11 protein-coding genes are annotated in these 17,687 nt (G+C 61.9%); 2 read left to right on the plus strand and 9 right to left on the minus strand.

All coding sequences use genetic code 11. The features are described from left to right. Positions 1-245: 245 nt before the first annotated feature. Together ABID19_RS15530 and ABID19_RS15535 are read left to right on the plus strand one after the other, a co-directional pair. Positions 246-725, plus strand: a complete 480-nt coding sequence (locus ABID19_RS15530) for a TadE/TadG family type IV pilus assembly protein (protein WP_354491832.1) — start codon at positions 246-248, stop codon at positions 723-725. A 45-nt stretch (positions 726-770) separates the two neighbouring features. Continuing rightward, positions 771-2,510 (plus strand): pilus assembly protein TadG-related protein, encoded by a 1,740-nt coding sequence (locus ABID19_RS15535; RefSeq protein WP_354491834.1) that lies wholly within the window; start codon positions 771-773, stop codon positions 2,508-2,510. Positions 2,511-2,526: 16 nt separating this feature from the next. On the opposite strand, the gene bglA is transcribed toward ABID19_RS15535, so the two are convergent. From bglA to ABID19_RS15580, 9 genes are all read right to left on the minus strand, one after another. Next, the gene (gene bglA / locus ABID19_RS15540) at positions 2,527-4,155 is read right to left on the minus strand and encodes a beta-galactosidase BglA (RefSeq protein ID WP_435528736.1); all 1,629 of its coding nucleotides are present in this window, start codon (positions 4,153-4,155) and stop codon (positions 2,527-2,529) included. Further along, complete coding sequence (gene glgX, locus ABID19_RS15545) at positions 4,148-6,157, minus strand: glycogen debranching protein GlgX (RefSeq protein ID WP_354491837.1); 2,010 nt, start codon at positions 6,155-6,157, stop codon at positions 4,148-4,150. Before glgX ends, bglA begins: the two co-directional genes overlap by 8 nt. 277 nt (positions 6,158-6,434) lie before the next feature. Further along, the gene (locus ABID19_RS15550) at positions 6,435-8,063 is read right to left on the minus strand and encodes an alpha-D-glucose phosphate-specific phosphoglucomutase (protein ID WP_354491838.1); all 1,629 of its coding nucleotides are present in this window, start codon (positions 8,061-8,063) and stop codon (positions 6,435-6,437) included. A 3-nt stretch (positions 8,064-8,066) separates the two neighbouring features. Beyond that, complete coding sequence (gene glgA / locus ABID19_RS15555) at positions 8,067-9,512, minus strand: glycogen synthase GlgA (protein ID WP_354491839.1); 1,446 nt, start codon at positions 9,510-9,512, stop codon at positions 8,067-8,069. 3 nt (positions 9,513-9,515) lie between these two features. After that, positions 9,516-10,781, minus strand: coding sequence for a glucose-1-phosphate adenylyltransferase (gene glgC / locus ABID19_RS15560; RefSeq protein ID WP_354491840.1), 1,266 nt, complete (start codon positions 10,779-10,781; stop codon positions 9,516-9,518). Between the two features lie 35 nt (positions 10,782-10,816). Further along, positions 10,817-13,030: a 1,4-alpha-glucan branching protein GlgB gene (gene glgB, locus ABID19_RS15565; RefSeq protein WP_354491841.1), complete on the minus strand. Its 2,214-nt coding sequence runs from the start codon at positions 13,028-13,030 to the stop codon at positions 10,817-10,819. Between the two features lie 53 nt (positions 13,031-13,083). Further along, positions 13,084-15,546 carry a glycogen/starch/alpha-glucan phosphorylase gene (locus ABID19_RS15570; protein ID WP_354491843.1) on the minus strand — a complete coding sequence of 821 codons (2,463 nt, stop codon included), beginning with the start codon at positions 15,544-15,546 and terminating at the stop codon, positions 13,084-13,086. A gap of 230 nt (positions 15,547-15,776) precedes the next feature. After that, positions 15,777-16,559, minus strand: a complete 783-nt coding sequence (locus tag ABID19_RS15575) for an ATP-binding cassette domain-containing protein (RefSeq protein ID WP_352936307.1) — start codon at positions 16,557-16,559, stop codon at positions 15,777-15,779. Between the two features lie 2 nt (positions 16,560-16,561). Then, on the minus strand, positions 16,562-17,626 hold the full coding sequence (locus tag ABID19_RS15580) for an ABC transporter permease (RefSeq protein WP_354491845.1): 1,065 nt from the start codon (positions 17,624-17,626) through the stop codon (positions 16,562-16,564). Between the last annotated feature and the right edge of the window lie 61 nt (positions 17,627-17,687).

Genomic DNA, 17,687 nt, shown 5'->3' on the forward strand with positions numbered 1-17,687 from the left:
AGATTTTTTATTTCAACAGACTCTAGGGGTCACCCAAAGTAAGCCGCGCCGACAGCCACTTCGCGGCCGACAGAACAGCAATTGAAACTGCGGGCTTGGTTTGCGTTTTCTCAGTTCAGGATCTTCGTTTCCGGGCGAAAAAACCTGGCGTCGATTCCACTTTGCCGAAATGTCTTAAGCCGCCTTTAAGCAACCACGGGTTATATTCCTCGGTGGGCTCCGGTATGTCTCGACGGACGAAGGACATGGACAGTACAAGAAATAAGAAAACTTCTATAAAGTGGTGTAAAAGACACCAGTTAAAACTCAAACCACGCCAATTTAGAGACCAATCCGGAACTTCCGCGATCGAATTTGCGCTGCTTTCGCCTATTTTTATCTTGCTGTTACTCGGTATGGTTGCATATGGTATTTATTTTGGTGCAAGCAATTCCGTGCAGCAGATCGCCGCGGACGCCGCTCGCACGGCAATTGCCGGCCTGAACGAAACCGAGCGCCAGGCGCTGGTGACGAGTTTCGTCAACAACAATGCCGGTGGATATCCTTTCGTCGATTCCGGCAAGCTGACCTATCAGGCAAAGGACAGCACGGCCGACGGTAATCAGTTCGTGGTGTCGGTCCAATACGATGCCCGCAACCTGCCGATCTGGAACCTATTCCCGGCGCTGCCCATGCCTGGAACCACAATCTCGCGCAACTCGACCATACGGGTCGGAGGCATCTGAATGTCGGACACTTTGCTGCGGAGGATCGGCCGGAGCGCCCGCTCAATGCTCGGCGACCTGAAGGCGAACTTCACCGTCATGACGGCGCTGTGCGCACCGTTTGGGCTGGCGCTGGCTGCGTTCGCCATCGATGAAGGTTCCATCTATGTGGAGCGCCGGGAGGCGCAGGCAATGACCGATCTGGCGGCAATTACTGCCGCCACCAACATCAATAACATTGAGGCCGCGGTGGTGACCACGCTCGGCGACAACGGTATGCCGGGTATCGTTGTTCAAAAGGCAGGACAAACGATCGTCCCTGCCCTCGGAAAAACCGTCGTGTCGGTCACCCCTGGCCGATACTCACCAGAGTCCTCGCTCGGCGTCGACAAGCGCTTCGAGGCTGACAAGACGCCCCACAATGCGGTCCGTGTCACGCTAAAAAAGATTCCTGCCCGCTATTTCGCAAGTTCGCTTATCGCGACTCCGGTCATCGGCACCGAAGCCATTGCCAGCGTGGCACCGCAGGCAATGTTCTCGATCGGATCCAGGCTTCTCAGCGTCAATGGCGGCATCCTCAACGCTCTTCTCAGCAAGTTTCTGGGCGGCAACATCGCGCTCAGCGTCATGGACTACAACGCTCTGATAGCTGCCGACGTCAACCTGCTTTCGTTTTTCGATGCCCTTGCCGTTGAGATGCAACTGACAGGTGTCAGCTACTCGGAGGTGCTGGCTTCGAAAGCGACAGTAGGCCAGATAGCGACCGCCATGGCTAATGTTTCACCCGTTGGCAGCACCAGCAAGCTTGCTTTGCAGACAATCGCGTCAAGGACCACCAGCACGGTCAAAATACCGCTCAATCATCTTGTCGACCTTGGATCAATTGGCCAATTGGGGCTCGGGCAGAAGTCGGCTGGTTTCTCGGTCGACGCTAGCGCCATGGGTATTTTGACCACCGCCGCTGCACTGGCCAACGGCTCGAAGCAGGTCGAGCTCAATCTCGGAGCCACCATTCCGGGGCTTCTCTCCACCACGCTTGCCATCGCCATCGGCGAACCTGCGCAACTCTCGCCATGGCTGACAATTGGCGAGAAGGGCGCCGTGGTGCGTACGGCGCAGACGCGAATCAAGCTGGTGGCTTCCGTCGGCGGCGCCAACGCGAACCTCGGTGGCGGCATCAGCCTCCTGTCCGTCAAACTGCCGCTGCATGTCGAGGTGGCCTCTGCCGAAGCCAAGCTGACCGACATCAGTTGCCCGACGGGGCGCCCCGACAGTTTGAAGGTTACTATAGCCGCCCGGCCGGGCCTAGCATCGCTGCACCTTGGCGCCAGCGATGCCGACAACAGTCCCTCCGCCTTCGCCGATTTCAGCAACCCACAGTCGTTTCAAAATGCCGAAATCGCGCAGGTCAGCGTGAAGCTTCTGTTTCTCACCCTGAGTCTGCTCGGCGTGAATGGCTCTGCGGCCTTTGAGATCGCCAACACCGAGCCGACGATACTGACCTTCAACAGCACTGAAATCGCAAACAAGACGATAAAGACAGCTTCCACGAAAAACCTGACGCAATCCCTCACCACATCGCTGGTCAACAATTTGTCGCTTTCGGTCAGTGCGCTGGGCCTCGGGCTTGATGTAACCGCTCTGCTTGGAACTGTGAAGCCGGCGGTTGTGGCGCTGCTGAACGGTGTGACTGCGCCTGTCGACGAATTGGTTTATAACGTGCTTGCAGCACTGGGCGTGCGAGTCGGCGAGGCCGATGTCCGGGTCTTGGGCGCGACTTGCGGGCGCTCCGTGCTCGTTCAATGACGGCCAAGTAGAGAGATCAGCCGGCTCGTCCCAGGAAGCAGCCCAAGGGCGGCAGCGACAGAATCTTATCCTGCAAGACGGCACCAGTGTCGCCATGACCGACTGTCTCTGCAACATCTACATCCGGCGGCAACGGCCAGTTGGCCGACTCGACGGCGAAATTGAAGACGCAGAGCAGCTTCTCGCCGCCGCCTTCGCGAATGAAGGCAAGCACATCACCCTCTGCATCGAGAAAGCGGATTGAGCCCTGCACCAAGGCTACATGCTGCCTGCGCAAGGCGAGCATCGCCCGGTAGCTGGCTAGAACCGACTTCTCGTCGCCGTTCTGGACATCAACCGCGCGGGCGCGATGGCTATCCGGCACCGGAAGCCACGGCCTGCCGGTGGAAAAACCGGCATTGTCGGCACCTTTCTCCCAGACCATCGGCGTGCGGCATCCATCCCTGCCCTTGACGCCCGGCCAAAAGCGGATGCCCACGGGATCGCGCAGATCCGCGAACGCCAGTTCGGCCTCCTCCAGTCCAAGCTCTTCGCCCTGATACAGGCAGATCGATCCGCGCAGACAGGACAGCAGCGCGATCGAGAATTTCGCCACCGCCTTCAGATCGCCGCCGGGTTTTGTCCAGCGGGTCACGTGGCGAACGACGTCGTGGTTGGAAAACGCCCAGCAGACCCAGCCGTCGGAAACCGCATTCTCGAAGGCCTCAACGCATCCACGCACATGCGCCGCCGAGAACTGCGGACCGAGCAAGTCGAATGTGTAGCACATGTCGAGCTTGTCGCCGCCGGCGGTGTAGGCGGCGAGCGTCTGCAACGAACGGGTCTCGTCGCCGACTTCGCCGACGGCGGCGCGGCTCTTATATTCGTCGAGCAGCGCCCGAAAACGCTTGAGGAAAGCGAGGTTTTCGGGCTGCGTCTTGTCGAACAGATGCTCCTGATAAAGATAGGGATTGGTTTCGGCGTTGGTGCCGGCAACGCTCGACGCCAGGGGCGGATTGCTGCGCAGCCAGCGGTCATGGACATAGTAGTTGACCGTATCCAGCCGAAACCCGTCGACGCCGCGTTCCAGCCAGAACCGCACCGTGTCCAGAAGCGCATCCTGCACCTCGAGGTTGTGGAAATTCAGGTCCGGCTGCGAGGCGAGGAAATTGTGCATGTAATATTGCCTGCGGGTCGCGTCCCACTCCCAGGCAGGTCCGCCGAACACCGACAGCCAATTGTTGGGCGCGGTGCCGTCAGGCTTGGCATCGGCCCAGACGTACCAATCCGCCCGTGGGTTGTCGCGGCTCGCGCGGCTTTCGACGAACCATTCGTGCCGGTCGGACGAATGCGACAGGACCTGATCGATGATGACTTTCAGGCCGAGACGGTGTGCCTCGGCGACCACCGCGTCGAAATCCTCTAATGTGCCGAACATCGGATCGACGGCTGTATAGTCGGACACGTCGTAGCCCATATCGGCCATCGGCGACTTGAAGAAGGGCGACAGCCAAACGGCGTTGACGCCAAGCGACGCGACATGAGCCAGCCTTGAGGCAATGCCACTGAGATCGCCACTGCCGTCCCCGGTCGTGTCCTGGAAGGAGCGCGGATAGATCTGGTAGATGACGCAGCCGCGCCACCACTCGGCATTGCCGTCAACCATCATGGTTCCCCTCAGCGTTAGCCGGCCCGGCCTTGCGCTCGATCATGAAAATGACCATTCGCCCCGGCACCGGTCGTGAGATGTCCGGCGCATCGGCGGCGGCCGGGCTCCAGAAGAAGCCCTGGCGCGGCGGCAGCGTGAACATGCATTTGCGTCGATCGCCGTTGATAACGACGGCAAGACGGCGGTCTTCGTCGCCAATGCCGCCGAGCATCATGACAAGGCGGTGTCGCTCCTGATCGTGCCAGTCCGTCTCGTCGAGCGGCGCGCCCGTTTCGGTCAGCCAGGCAACGTCTGGTATTTCCGACCCGGCAAGCGGTTGTCCGGTCAGGAAAAGCGTGTCGGAAAGTGCCGGCATGGAACGACGAATCGCTGCGAACAGAACGGTGCATTTTTCCAGCGCCTGATCGCGCCCGGCCCAGTCGAGCCAGGTGATCTCGTTGTCCTGCGCATAGGCGTTGTTGTTGCCCTTCTGGGTGCGGCCGAATTCGTCGCCGGCGGTCAGCATGATCGTGCCGCGCGAGGCAAACAGCGTGGCCAGCAGCGCACACTGGTCATCGAAACGGGCCGTAACGATCCCCTGGTCGCGGGTCTCACCCTCGACGCCATTGTTCCAGGACAGGTTGTCGTCGTGGCCATCGCGGTTCTGCTCGCCATTGGCCTCATTGTGCTTGTGCTGGTAGGCAACGATGTCGGCCAGCGCCATGCCGTCATGCGCGGCAATGAAGTTGACGCTGCGGCTTGTCTGCTGGCCTGCCTTGGCAAAAATTTCGGACGAGCCGGCAAGCCGGGTCGCCAGTGCGCCGACCATGCCGCGATCGCCGCGCCAGAACCGGCGGATGTCGTCGCGATATTTGTCGTTCCATTCGAGGAAAGGCGTCGGGAAATTGCCGAGCTGATAGCCACCCGGACCAATGTCCCAGGGCTCAGCGATCAGCACCCGGTCGCCAAGGACCGGGTCGTTCCGAATAGCCCTAAGCAGCGGCGCATCAGTGTCGAACGACCCGCCGACCCGGCCCAGAATGGGCGCCAGATCGAAGCGGAAACCATCGACACCGGCATGGCGGACAAAATGACGAAGCGTGTCGAGAACCATTTCCTGGACGACTGGGTGATCGCAAGCGACCGTATTGCCGGTGCCAGTGTCGTTGACCAAGCTGCCGTCCGGCCAATGCCGGTAGTAGACGGGGCTGTCGAGGCCGCGCAACGACAGCGTCGGTCCAAACCTGTCGCTTTCGCCGGTGTGGTTGAAAACGAGGTCGAGGATAACGCCAATGCCGGCGTCGCGCAGCGTGGCAACCGTCTGCCGCAATTCAGCCAGACCGCCGGGCGCGAGGCGCGGGTCGAGCGCCATGAAGGTCACGGGGTTATATCCCCAGGCGTTGCGGAGCCCGAGCGGCGGCAAATGCCGCTCGTCGACCGACGCCGTCACCGGCATCAGCTCGACGGCGCCCACACCGAGTCTTTTCAGGTGCTCGATGATGGCCGGATGGGCGAGGGCTGCAATCGTCCCGCGCTGGTGCTTGGGGATGTCCGGATGCAGCATGGTGAAGGCGCGCACAGGCACTTCGTAGACCAATCCACCGGACCGGAACAATGGCGGCAAAGCAGCCAGCGGCTCTGGCAAAAAGCCGGCAATCGCCTTCGGCAGCAGCGGAGCGGTGTCGGCGCCCTCGCCCCGACGCGCGGCGAGCCTGCCATCATAGGCATAGGGCCTGTCGATCTCGACAGCATAGGGGTCAACCAGCAGCTTGTCGGGATCGAACCAGAGCCCTTGCTCGGGGGCATAGTCGCCATCGGCGCGAAACCCGTATCGGGCCCCGGCGGCAAGGCCGGCGACGAAAAGCGCGTGAACGCCCTCGCCTTCCGGCCGGAGTTCAAGCCTGTCGAGTTCGCGGTTTCCTTCGTCGTTGAAGATCGAGACCCAGATGCGACGAGCCGACGAGGACCATGCGGCAAGGCGAATGCCTTCGTTGGTGATGGTGGCGCCGAGCGAGGTCACGTGCGCCAACCTCGTGGTAGACCATTGCAAACGTTCGGGATTGGCCGAGGCCTCCCCAACTTCGTCATCCCTGGGCGGAGCAGGAGCGAAGCTCCGTCGCGAAGACCCTGGGATCCATGCCGTAACCCTAGCCGAAGGGTGCGGCGGAGTGAAATTCTGCGCCGCGGCGGCGCTCTGAAGTCACGGCATGGATCCCGGGGTCTGCGCTGCGTCGCTTCGCTCCTTGCTCCGCCCCAGGATGACGAAGCGATGGGTGTTTTGGCCAATCTCCAAAGCCTCAAGTAATCACGCTCGGCTTGGCGCGGCCGGTATGGCTCTTGATCCCGGCGATATCATCGGCCGCCGCAATCAGATCGGCAAGCGCCTCCTGCGTGTCGAGATCATGCCTAGACTTGTCCGGCTCATAGCGCTCGATATAGACGCGCAGCGTCGCCCCCGAGGTGCCGGTGCCGGATAGCCGGAAGACGACGCGCGATCCGCCTTCGAATAGCACCCTGATCCCCTGGTTCTCGGATATCGAACTGTCGACCGGATCGTGGTAGGCGAAATCGTCGGCGCTGGCGATCTTCATGCCGCGCACGCTGGTGCCGGGCAGCGAGCCAAGCTTGGCGCGCAATTCGTCAATCAGCGCGTTGGCGCGGTCGGTCTCGACCTCCTCATAGTCATGGCGCGAATAGTAATTGCGGCCATAGGCTGCCCAGTGCTCGGTGACGATCTGCTTGGCGCTTTCGCCGCGGGCAGCAAGGACATTGAGCCATAAAAGCACGGCCCACAGCCCGTCCTTTTCGCGGACATGGTTGGAGCCGGTTCCCGCACTCTCCTCGCCGCAGATCGTCGCCATGCCGGCGTCGAGCAGATTGCCGAAGAATTTCCAGCCGGTCGGCGTTTCATAGATGCCGATGCCGAGTTTTTCGGCGACGCGGTCGGCCGCACCGCTGGTCGGCATCGAGCGCGCGATGCCTGTCAGGCCGGCCTTATAGCCTGGCGCCAGATGGGCGTTGGCGGCGAGCATGGCCACCGAATCCGACGGGGTGACGAAAATGCCCTTGCCGATGATCAGGTTGCGGTCGCCGTCCCCGTCAGAGGCGGCGCCGAAATCCGGCGCATCCGGTCCCATCATTTCGTCATAGAGATGCTTGGCGTGGACCAGGTTGGGGTCGGGATGGTGGCCGCCGAAATCCGGCAGGGGGATGAAGTTACGGGCGGTGCCCTTCGGCGCGCCGAGACGGTTTTCCAGGATCTCCTTGGCGTAAGGACCGGTCACGGCATGCATGGCGTCGAAGCGCATGCGGAAACCCGATTTGAACAACGCGCGCAAGGCATCGAAATCGAACAGGCTTTCCATCAACTCGGCATAATCGGCGACCGGGTCGATCACCTCCACCGTCATGCCGCCCGCCTCGACCGTGCCGATCGTGTCGATATCGACAGCTCCGATATCGGCGGTCTTGAAGCTCGAAATCGCCTTGGTCTTTGCGAAGATCGCGTCGGTCAGCTTTTCCGGCGCCGGGCCGCCATTGCCGGCATTGTATTTGATGCCGAAATCCTCATGCGGGCCGCCCGGATTGTGGCTGGCCGACAGGATGATGCCGCCGAAGGTCTTGTATTTGCGGATGACATTGGAAGCTGCCGGGGTCGACAGGATACCGCCCTGCCCGACCATCACCTTGCCGAAGCCGTTTGCCGCCGCCATGGCGATGGCCTTCTGGATGACCTCGCGGTTGTAGAAGCGGCCATCGCCGCCGATCACCAGGGTCTTGCCCTTGAATCCATCCAGAGCATCGAAGATCGACTGGATGAAGTTCTCGGCATAGTGCTCCTGCTGGAACACCGGCACTTTCTTACGCAGGCCGGAGGTGCCGGGCTTCTGGTCGAGATAGGGTTTGGTGGCGATGGTTTGTATCATGCGTCAGACAGCCCTTTTCGAAAGCAGCAAGCGATAGAGTTCGACATATTTTTCCGCGCTTTTGTCCCACGACACATCGGCCTTCATGCCTTGCCGCTGCATCGACGTCCAGACGGTGGGGTTGGCGTGCGCCTCGACCAGCCGGCGGATGGCGTGCAGCAAGGCGCCGGCATCGGCGGGTGCGAACTGGAAGCCGGTCGCCACACCGGCCGAGACGGCCGCTTCATTGGCGTCGATGACCGTATCGGCGAGGCCGCCGGTGCGGGCGACGACCGGCACGCAGCCATAGCGCAGGCCATAAAGCTGCGTCAGTCCGCAAGGCTCGAAGCGCGACGGGATGATTATGGCGTCACAGCCGCCCTGCATGGTGTGGGAAAGACCCTCGTCGTAACCGATGACGACGCCGATGCGACCGCGGTGGCGGGCCGCGGCAGCCAGCAGCGCACCTTCGAGGCCGGCGTCGCCGGACCCCAGGACCGCCAGGCGCGCACCCCTGGCAACGATCCCGTCAACGACGGCCGCCAAAATATCCATTCCCTTTTGCCAGGTGAGCCGGCTGATGACGCAGACGATCGGACTGTCGTCGCGATCGAGGTCGAAACGATCCTCGACGGCGGTCCGGTTGGGGTGCCGTGCCTTCAAAGTCTTGGCCGTATAATTGGAGACCAGATGCTTGTCGGTAGCCGGGTCCCATATCTCGGTATCGATGCCGTTGACGATGCCATAGAGATCGACAGACCGCATGTTGACGAGGCCATCGAGGCCCATGCCGAATTCCGGCGAGCGGATCTCCTGCGCATAGGTCGGGCTGACGGTGGTGATGGCCCAGGCAGCTTGCAGACCGGCCTTCAGGAAACCGACGCCGCCATAGTATTCGACGCCGTCGAGCGCCATGGCCGACGCCGGCAAGCCAAGCTCGCCAAAGATACCGGCGCCGAACCGGCCCTGGAAAGCGAGGTTGTGGACGGTGATCATCGACGGCGTGCCGACGGCCTTGCCGTAGCGCATATAGGCCAGCGTCATGGCCGACTGCCAGTCATGGGCGTGGACAATGTCGGGCTGGTAGCCCGAGATGGCGCCGCCAGCGATGTCGCCGCCAACCTGGCTCAGGGCCGCGAAACGCCGCCAATTGTCCGGCCAGTCGGCGCCGTTGGCGTTGCCATAAGGGCCGCCGGGACGATCGAACAGATGCGGCGCGTCGAGCACGAACAAGTCAAGCCCGTCGATATGGGCGGCATGGACCGAAGCCTTGCCGCCCTGCAGCAGCGGATATTGATGAACAGCCTTCTTTTTCTTGAAAGCGTCCATCACCTGGGGATAGCCGGGAATAAGCGTGCGCATCGCCACACCCTTGCCGGCGAGCGCCCCGGGCAATGCACCGGTCACGTCGGCAAGCCCACCAGTCTTGATCAGAGGGAATATTTCGGGCGTGACCGACAGAACCTGCATCCACTACAATCCCAGTTTGTCGATCATGACCTGCGTGACAAGGCAGATGCCCTTTTCGGAAACGCGGAAGCGCTTGGCGTCGAGAATGGGATCCTCGCCGACCACGAGACCCTCCGGTATCCTTACGCCATGATCAATCACCACGCGCTTCAATCTTGCGTTGCGGCCGACATGGCAGTCGGGCAGCATGACGACTTCTTCGAGCGTCGAATAGGAATTGATGCGCGCGCCGGTGAAGATCAGGCTTCGCTTGAGCGATGCGCCCGAGACGATGCAATCGCCCGAGACGAGCGACGACACGGCCGAGCCACGACGGCCGTCCTCGTCATGCACGAACTTTGCCGGCGGCTTCAGCTCGGCATAGGTCCAGATCGGCCAGTCGCGGTCGTAGAGGTCGAGCTCCGGCGTGATGTCGGTGAGGTCGATATTGGCTTCCCAATAGGCGTCGACGGTTCCGACGTCGCGCCAGTAGGCCTCGTTCTCGGCGGTCGAGCGCACGCAGGATTTGGCGAAGCGATGGGCGATCGCCTTCCCGTGCTCGACGACATACGGGATGATGTCCTTGCCGAAGTCGCGGCTTGAGCCCGGTTCGGCCGCGTCGCGGCGCAATTGCTCCATCAGGAACTTGGTCTTGAACACGTAGATGCCCATCGAGGCCAGGGCGAAGTCCGGTTTGTCGGGAATGCCGGGCGGGTCGGCGGGTTTCTCGATGAAGGAGATGATTGTGTCCTTGGCATCGACATGCATGACACCGAAGCCGGTCGCCTCCATGCGCGGCACTTCGAGGCAGCCGACGGTGACGTCGGCACCTGCGTCGACATGCTGGCGAAGCATCAGCTCATAGTCCATCTTGTAGACGTGGTCGCCGGCCAGGATGACCATGTATTCGGGCCCGTAGGCCTCGATGATATCGATATTCTGGTAGACGGCGTCGGCCGTGCCCTCATACCACTGCGTTTCCGATACGCGCTGGCTGGCCGGCAGGATATCGAAGCTCTCGTTGCGCTCGGGACGCAGGAAATTCCAGCCGCGCTGCAGGTGGCGGATCAGCGAATGCGCCTTGTATTGGGTGGCGACGCCGAGGCGGCGGATGCCCGAATTGAGCGCATTGGAGAGCGCGAAATCGATGATGCGCGTCTTGCCGCCAAAATAGACCGCCGGCTTGGCGCGCCGGTCGGTCAACTCCCTGAGCCGGCTGCCACGCCCGCCGGCCAGCACATAGGCCATGGCATCGCGCGCCAGCGGTTGGGTTCGTTTTATCTCTGCCATTTTATCCTCCCAAGTTACGCGCTGCGAGACATCGCTCATTCCGGAGCAAATTCGAGCATGACCGTCGACAATGGCGGTAAAAGCATCGTCGCCGAGATGCTTCCTCCTTCCGCCCGGGCCTCGACAGCGCCGCCATTGCCCTTGCCGGAACCGCCATAGTCGGAGGCGTCCGTGTTGATGATCTCGCGCCATGTTCCGGCAATCGGCAACGGCACGCGGTAGTTGTCACGCGGCACTGGCGTGAAATTGGAAATGACGGCGACCGGATTTCCGCCCGGCGCGCTGCGCAGCCAGGCAAAGACCGAGTTCGCGCTGTCGTCGACGATCAGCCAGGAAAAGCCCTCGGGCTCGCAGTCGCGCGCATGCAAGGCCGGGCGCGAGCGGTAGAGGTAGTTGAGATCGCGCACCGTTTGCCAGACGCCGCGATGAAGCCGGAAATCGAGCAGGTTCCAGTCGAGCGCGCGCGCCTCGCTCCACTCGCGGCGCTGAGCGAATTCCTGCCCCATGAACAACAGCTTCTTGCCGGGGTAGCCCCACATGAAGGCGTAATAGGCCCGCAGCGTCGCGAATTTCTGCCAGTCGTCGCCGGCCATCTTGCCGAGCAGCGTCCCCTTGCCGTGCACGACCTCGTCATGGGAGAGCGGCAGCACGAAATTCTCCGAAAAGGCGTAAACCAGGCCAAAGGTGATGTCGCCGTGGTGATGCTTGCGAAAAATCGGCTCCTTGGAGAAATACTCCAGCGTGTCGTGCATGAAGCCCATGTTCCACTTGAAGCCGAAACCCAGCCCACCCTCATCCACCGGCTGCGAGACCTTCGGCCATGAGGTCGATTCCTCGGCAATCGTCACTACGCCCGGATGGTGGCCGTAGACCTCCTTGTTCATCCGCTGGAGGAAGCTAACCGCCTCGAGGTTCTCGCGCCCGCCCTTTTCGTTGGGGATCCATTCGCCGGCCCTGCGCGAATAATCGAGATAGAGCATCGAGGCGACGGCATCGACGCGCAAACCGTCGACATGGTATTTCTCTGCCCAGAACAGCGCGTTGTTGACGAGGAACGAGACCACCTCGCGCCGGCCGAAATTGTAGATCGCGGTGTTCCAGTCGGGATGGAAGCCCTTGCGCGGGTCGGCATGCTCATAGAGGGCGGTGCCGTCGAAATTGGCCAGGCCATGCGCGTCCACCGGGAAATGCGCCGGCACCCAGTCCAGGATGACGCCGATGCCGGCGCGGTGAGCGCCGTCGACAAACCGGGCAAAACCGTCCGGATCGCCGAAGCGGGCCGACGGCGCGTAGAGACCGGTCGTCTGGTAGCCCCAGGACGGGTCATAGGGATGTTCGGAGATCGGCATGAATTCGATGTGGGTGAAACCCGTGTCGACGACATAGGGGATCAGCCGGCCGGCAAGCTCGTCCCATGACAGGAAGCTGCCGTCGTCGTGAAGCTGCCAGGAACCGGCGTGGACCTCATAGATCGACACCGCCTCGCGCCTGGGGTCGGCGTTGCGCCAGAAATTGCGGTGCGCGTCGTCGCCCCATTGATGCGCCGGCGGAAGCGCCGTCACCGAAGCGGTGGCCGGGCGCAGTTCGGACTTGAAGGCGAACGGATCGGCCTTCAGCGGGAGTCTCACCCCATCCGGCCCTATGATCTCGTATTTGTAGGGCCTGCCGGCGCCGATGTCGGGAATGAACAATTCCCAGATGCCGGTGTCGCGGCGGACGCGCATCGTATGCCGGCGACCGTCCCATTCGTTGAAGTCGCCGACCACCGAAACGCGCTTTGCATTGGGCGCCCACACAGCGAAATGCACGCCAGACGCACCCTCGTGGTCGATGAGGTGCGCACCGAGCTTATCGAACAGCCTGAGATGCGACCCCTCGGCGATGTAATAGTCATCCAGCGGACCGAGCACCGGGCCGAACGAATAGGGATCGGTCAGCCACCAATCACCGCCGGCATTGCGCGCATGATAGCGCAGCGGCTGGCGCTTTCTGAGCGATAGTCTGCCCTCGAAGAATCCACCTGCGTCGCGCCTAGAAAGTTCGCCGGCTTTCTTGCCGGTCAGCGTATAGGCAGTGACGAACTCGGCATGTGGGACGAAGCAGCGGGCGACAAACCCCTTGTCAACCTCGTGCACACCGAGGACAGCGAAAGGGTCACCATGCGTGCCGGCGACAATTGCCGCGACATCACCGGCTGACGCCAGTCCATCCGGCCCGCTTGTCGCAGCGGTCGCGCGCGGCTTCCTCATCAGGCAGTGACCCTCCCCGGGGACCACGTTGTTCGTGGCCTCATGCAATCACATCAGACGGGCACGTTCCAGATTTCTTTCGCATATTGGCGGATCGTGCGGTCGGACGAGAACCAGCCGACGCGGGCGACATTGCGGATTGCCTTGGCGTACCAATCGGGGCTGTTGCGCCAGACGGCGTCGACGGCGCGCTGGGCGGCGGTGTAGGCGTCGAAATCCGCGGCGACCATGAACCAGTCGCTCTGGTAGAGACCGTTCATCAGGTCGCGATAGCGTTCCGGATCGTCAGGCGAAAAGACGCCCGACGAAACGGCAGCCACTGCCTGCGCCAGTTCGGGAGACGCTTCGATCACGGATCTCGGATGATAGCCGTTGCTGCGCCGCTCGGCGACCTCAGCGGTGGTCAGGCCGAAGATGAAGATGTTGTCGTCGCCGACGCATTCCTTGATCTCGACATTGGCGCCGTCAAGCGTGCCGATGGTCAGCGCACCGTTCAGCGCAAATTTCATGTTGCCGGTGCCGGAGGCTTCCATGCCGGCGGTCGATATCTGCTCCGAAAGGTCGGCGGCCGGCATCATGATCTCGGCCAGGCTGACATTGTAGTTCGGCAAGAACACCACTTTGAGCAAGCCGCGAACGGCCGGATCGCGGTTGATGACCTTGGCGACATCGTTGGCGAGTTTGATGATCAGCTTGGCGTTGTGATAGCTGGGCGCCGCCTTGCCGCCGAAGAATTTCACACGCGGCATCCAGTCGCGCTCCGGATGGGAGCGGATCTGATCATAGAGCGCCACCGCTTCGAGGATGTTCAGGAGCTGGCGCTTGTATTCGTGGATGCGTTTGATCTGGATGTCGAACAGCGCCGAGGGATCGACCTTGATGCCAAGGCGGTCGGCGACGAGATTGGCAAGCCTGACCTTGTTCGCCCGTTTGACCGCCGCGAATTTGTCGCGGAAAGCGGCGTCGTCGGCAAAGGCGTCGAGACCTTTGATGGCGTCGATGTCGTCCATGAAGCGGTCGCCAATCGCCTCGCGGGTGAGCGCGGTAAGTCCGGGATTGCACTGGATCAGCCAGCGCCGCGGCGTGATGCCGTTGGTCTTGTTGTTGATGCGGTCGGGATAGAGCCTGTGGAGGTCGGCAAACACTGTCTGCTTCATCAATTCGGTATGCAGCGCCGAGACGCCGTTGATCGAGTGCGAGCCGACAAAGGCCAGATTGCCCATGCGCACCCGGCGGTCGCCGTTTTCCTGGATCAGAGAGATGTGGCTGATCTGCTCATCCGAAAACTGGCCGGAGGCGCGCGCCTCCAGCAGCACTTGCGCGTTGATGGCGTAGACGATCTGCATATGGCGCGGCAACAGCCGCTCGAACAGCGGCACCGGCCAGCTTTCGAGGGCTTCGGGAAGCAGCGTGTGGTTGGTGTAGCCGAAGGTGCGCTTGGTGATGCTCCAGGCCTGATCGAAATCCATGCCGTGGACATCCATCAACAGGCGCAGCAGCTCGGCCACCGCGATGGCCGGATGAGTGTCGTTCAGATGGATCGCCGCCTTGTCGGGCAGCGATTGCAGGTCACCATATTGACTGAGATGGCGCTGGAGGATGTCCTGCAGGGACGCGGTGGAAAAGAAATATTCCTGCCTGAGCCGCAATTCCTGCCCGGCCATGTGGGAATCGGCGGGGTAAAGGACGCGCGACAAGGCATCGGCCTTGTTGCTTTCCGCGAGCGCACCGATGTGGTCGCCGGCGTTGAACTTGTCGAGCAGGATCGGATCAATAGGCATGCCGGACCAGAGGCGCAGCGTGTTGACGCGCTTGGCGCGCCAGCCGGCTACCGGCGTATCATAGGCGACAGCCAGAATGTGTTCGGTCGGCTTCCAGACATGGCGCTCGAGCCGACCGTCCTTGGAGGTGATCGATTCTACAGCGCCACCGAAGCCGACCTCGAAGGAGCGTTCGCGCCGCTCGAACTCCCAGGGGTTGCCGTGATCGAGCCAGGTCTCGGGCAGTTCTACCTGCCAGCCGTCATGGATTTCCTGCCGGAACATGCCGTTGGCGTAGCGAATGCCGTAGCCGTGCGCCGGGATATCGACCGTCGCCATGCTTTCCATGAAGCAGGCGGCGAGCCGGCCGAGACCGCCATTGCCAAGGGCCGCATCCGGTTCGAGCGCGGCGATGAGGTCGAGATCGACGCCAAGCGACGAAAGCGCTTCGCGCATGGTGTCCATCAGACCCAGATTGGAAATGGCGTCGCGCATCAGACGGCCGATGAGGAATTCGAGCGAAAGATAGTAAACGCGCTTTTCCTGCTGGGCGTAGGCCTCTTGCGTCGCCTGCATCCAGTGATCGACGACGCGGTCACGCACCACCTTGATCGAGGCGGTTAGCCAATCGTACTGCGTGGCAACGGCGGTTCCCTTGCCGACCCTGTATTTCAGAGCCTTGAGGATTTCGTCAGCGAGCGTCTTGGGATCTGGGAGTTCGAGAATGGGAGCTTCGGATGTCATCGAGTGCGTCATGCTGCCTCTCGTGCGGTTGCCATGGTCATTCCGGCTTTCACCATTCCTCCCAGCCCATGCTAGCGCATATTGTTATGCGTTCAATCGAGTTAGATTGCCGCGGGGCAGCTTACCCCAGGGCAAGTGGCCACTTAAGCGTGTCGCCTTTGAGCGCCTCCGGGACGCCTTAAGTTCTTACTTATGTGCATGCCGTTATCCCAAAACCGTTGCGCACCTTTCGGCGACATGCATCAGGCCGCCAGCGCTGCCTCCGGCGGGAGCTTCGCTCCGGTCATGAACGCGACGGCGTCGGACATCGTATATTGCTTGGGATCGATGACGCAGAGACGACGGCCCAGCCGATGGATGTGGATGCGGTCGGCCACCTCGAAGACATGTGGCATGTTGTGCGAGATCAGCACGATCGGCAGGCCGCGCTTCTTCACGTCGAGGATCAGTTCGAGCACGCGGCGGCTCTCCTTGACGCCCAACGCCGCCGTTGGCTCATCCATGATGACCATCTTCGAGCCGAAGGCGGCGGCGCGTGCCACGGCCACGCCCTGACGTTGGCCGCCCGAAAGCGTTTCGACGGCCTGGCTGATGTTCTGGATGGTCATCAAGCCAAGTTCGGTGAGCTTGTCGCGGGCGCGCTTTTCCATTGCCGGCCGGTCGAGCATGCGTAGCCAATCGCCCAAGAAGCCCGGTTTGCGGATCTCGCGGCCGAGGAACATATTGTCGGCGATCGATAGCGCCGGCGACAGCGCCAGGTTCTGGTAGACGGTCTCAATGCCGGCCTCGCGGGCCTCGATGGGCGACTTGAAGAGCACCGGCTTGCCGTCCAATTCGATGGTCCCCTCGTCCGGGATCACGGCGCCGGAGATCGCCTTGATAAGCGTCGATTTGCCGGCGCCGTTGTCGCCAATCACGGCCAAGATTTCTCCCGGATAGAGATCGAAGTCGCAATTGTTCAGCGCGGTGACGCGGCCGTAGCGCTTGACGAGGCCACGCGCGGTGAGGATGGGTTCCTGGGTCATCGCTACACCGAAACCTTTCTGATCCACTGGTCGATCGCCACAGCGCCGATAATCAGCACGCCGGTAAGCAGCACTTTCCATTGCGGATCGGCGCCCAGCATGTTGAGGCCCATCGAAACGACGCCGACGATCATCGCGCCGAACAGCGTGCCCAAAATCGAGCCGCGTCCGCCGAAGAGGGAAATGCCGCCGATCACCGTCGCGGTGATCGCCTGCAAATTGTAGTCGGTGACGGCTGCCGACGGCGAGATCGAGCCGTTGCGGCCGATGGAGACCCAGGCAGCGAAGGCGGCGATCAGGCCGGCGAGGGTGTAGACCGAGATCAGCACCTTCTTGGTCTGGATGCCCGATAGCTTGGCCGCCTCCGGATCGTCGCCGACCGCGTAGACATGGCGACCCCATGCCGTGTGGTTGAGCACGTACCACAGGATCAGCACCAGCACGACCATGGCAATGACGCCGAATGTAAGCACCGCGGTGCCGATCTTGAAGTTGAGGCCAAACAGATGCAGCAGCGGTGCCTGGACACCGACGTCGGCGTCACGGATCGTCTCATTGGCCGAATAGATGAAATTCGTGGCCATGACGATGTTCCAGGTGCCGAGCGTCACGATAAAGGGCGGCAGCTTCATATAGGCGACCAGCAGCCCATTGAGCAGCCCGCAGGCCCCACCGGCGGCAAGCCCGATCACCACGGCAAGCAAGGTCGGCAGACCGTAGGTGACCGCGCAATTGCCCATGATCACTGCCGAAATCACCATGATCACGCCGATTGACAGGTCGATGCCGGCTGTAAGGATGACCAGCGTTTGCGCCGCGCCGAGAATGCCGACAATGGCGATCTGCTGCAGGATCAGCGTCAGCGTGTATGACGAAAAGAACCGCCCTCCGATCGTGACGCCGAAAATAGCGATCGCCAGAACCAGCACGATCAGCGGCACCGCAGCCGGAGTGGAATGCAGGAAATGCTGGATGCGCTTGACGATCGATGTGCCGTGCTCGTCAAAAGCAGCGACGCTTGTGTCGCTGCTCGATAGAGCCTTCTCGAATTCCTGAGCCTGAGCCACGTTTCCTCCCATGGGGCTTCAGCCACGCCGACGCCCGTCCAACCATTCCCGATCTGCCGCC

This window comes from Mesorhizobium robiniae (assembly GCF_040545535.1).
Classification (GTDB): Bacteria; Pseudomonadota; Alphaproteobacteria; order Rhizobiales; family Rhizobiaceae; genus Mesorhizobium; species Mesorhizobium robiniae.

Coding starts and splice junctions, on each gene's coding strand:
- ABID19_RS15530 (WP_354491832.1), top strand. CDS start 246: ATGGACAGTACAAGAAATAAGAAAACTTCTATAAAGTGGTGTAAAAGA.
- ABID19_RS15535 (WP_354491834.1), top strand. CDS start 771: ATGCTCGGCGACCTGAAGGCGAACTTCACCGTCATGACGGCGCTGTGC.
- bglA (WP_435528736.1), bottom strand. CDS start 4,155: ATGGTTGACGGCAATGCCGAGTGGTGGCGCGGCTGCGTCATCTACCAG.
- ABID19_RS15550 (WP_354491838.1), bottom strand. CDS start 8,063: ATGATACAAACCATCGCCACCAAACCCTATCTCGACCAGAAGCCCGGC.
- glgA (WP_354491839.1), bottom strand. CDS start 9,512: ATGCAGGTTCTGTCGGTCACGCCCGAAATATTCCCTCTGATCAAGACT.
- glgC (WP_354491840.1), bottom strand. CDS start 10,781: ATGGCAGAGATAAAACGAACCCAACCGCTGGCGCGCGATGCCATGGCC.
- glgB (WP_354491841.1), bottom strand. CDS start 13,030: ATGAGGAAGCCGCGCGCGACCGCTGCGACAAGCGGGCCGGATGGACTG.
- ABID19_RS15570 (WP_354491843.1), bottom strand. CDS start 15,546: ATGACGCACTCGATGACATCCGAAGCTCCCATTCTCGAACTCCCAGAT.
- ABID19_RS15575 (WP_352936307.1), bottom strand. CDS start 16,559: ATGACCCAGGAACCCATCCTCACCGCGCGTGGCCTCGTCAAGCGCTAC.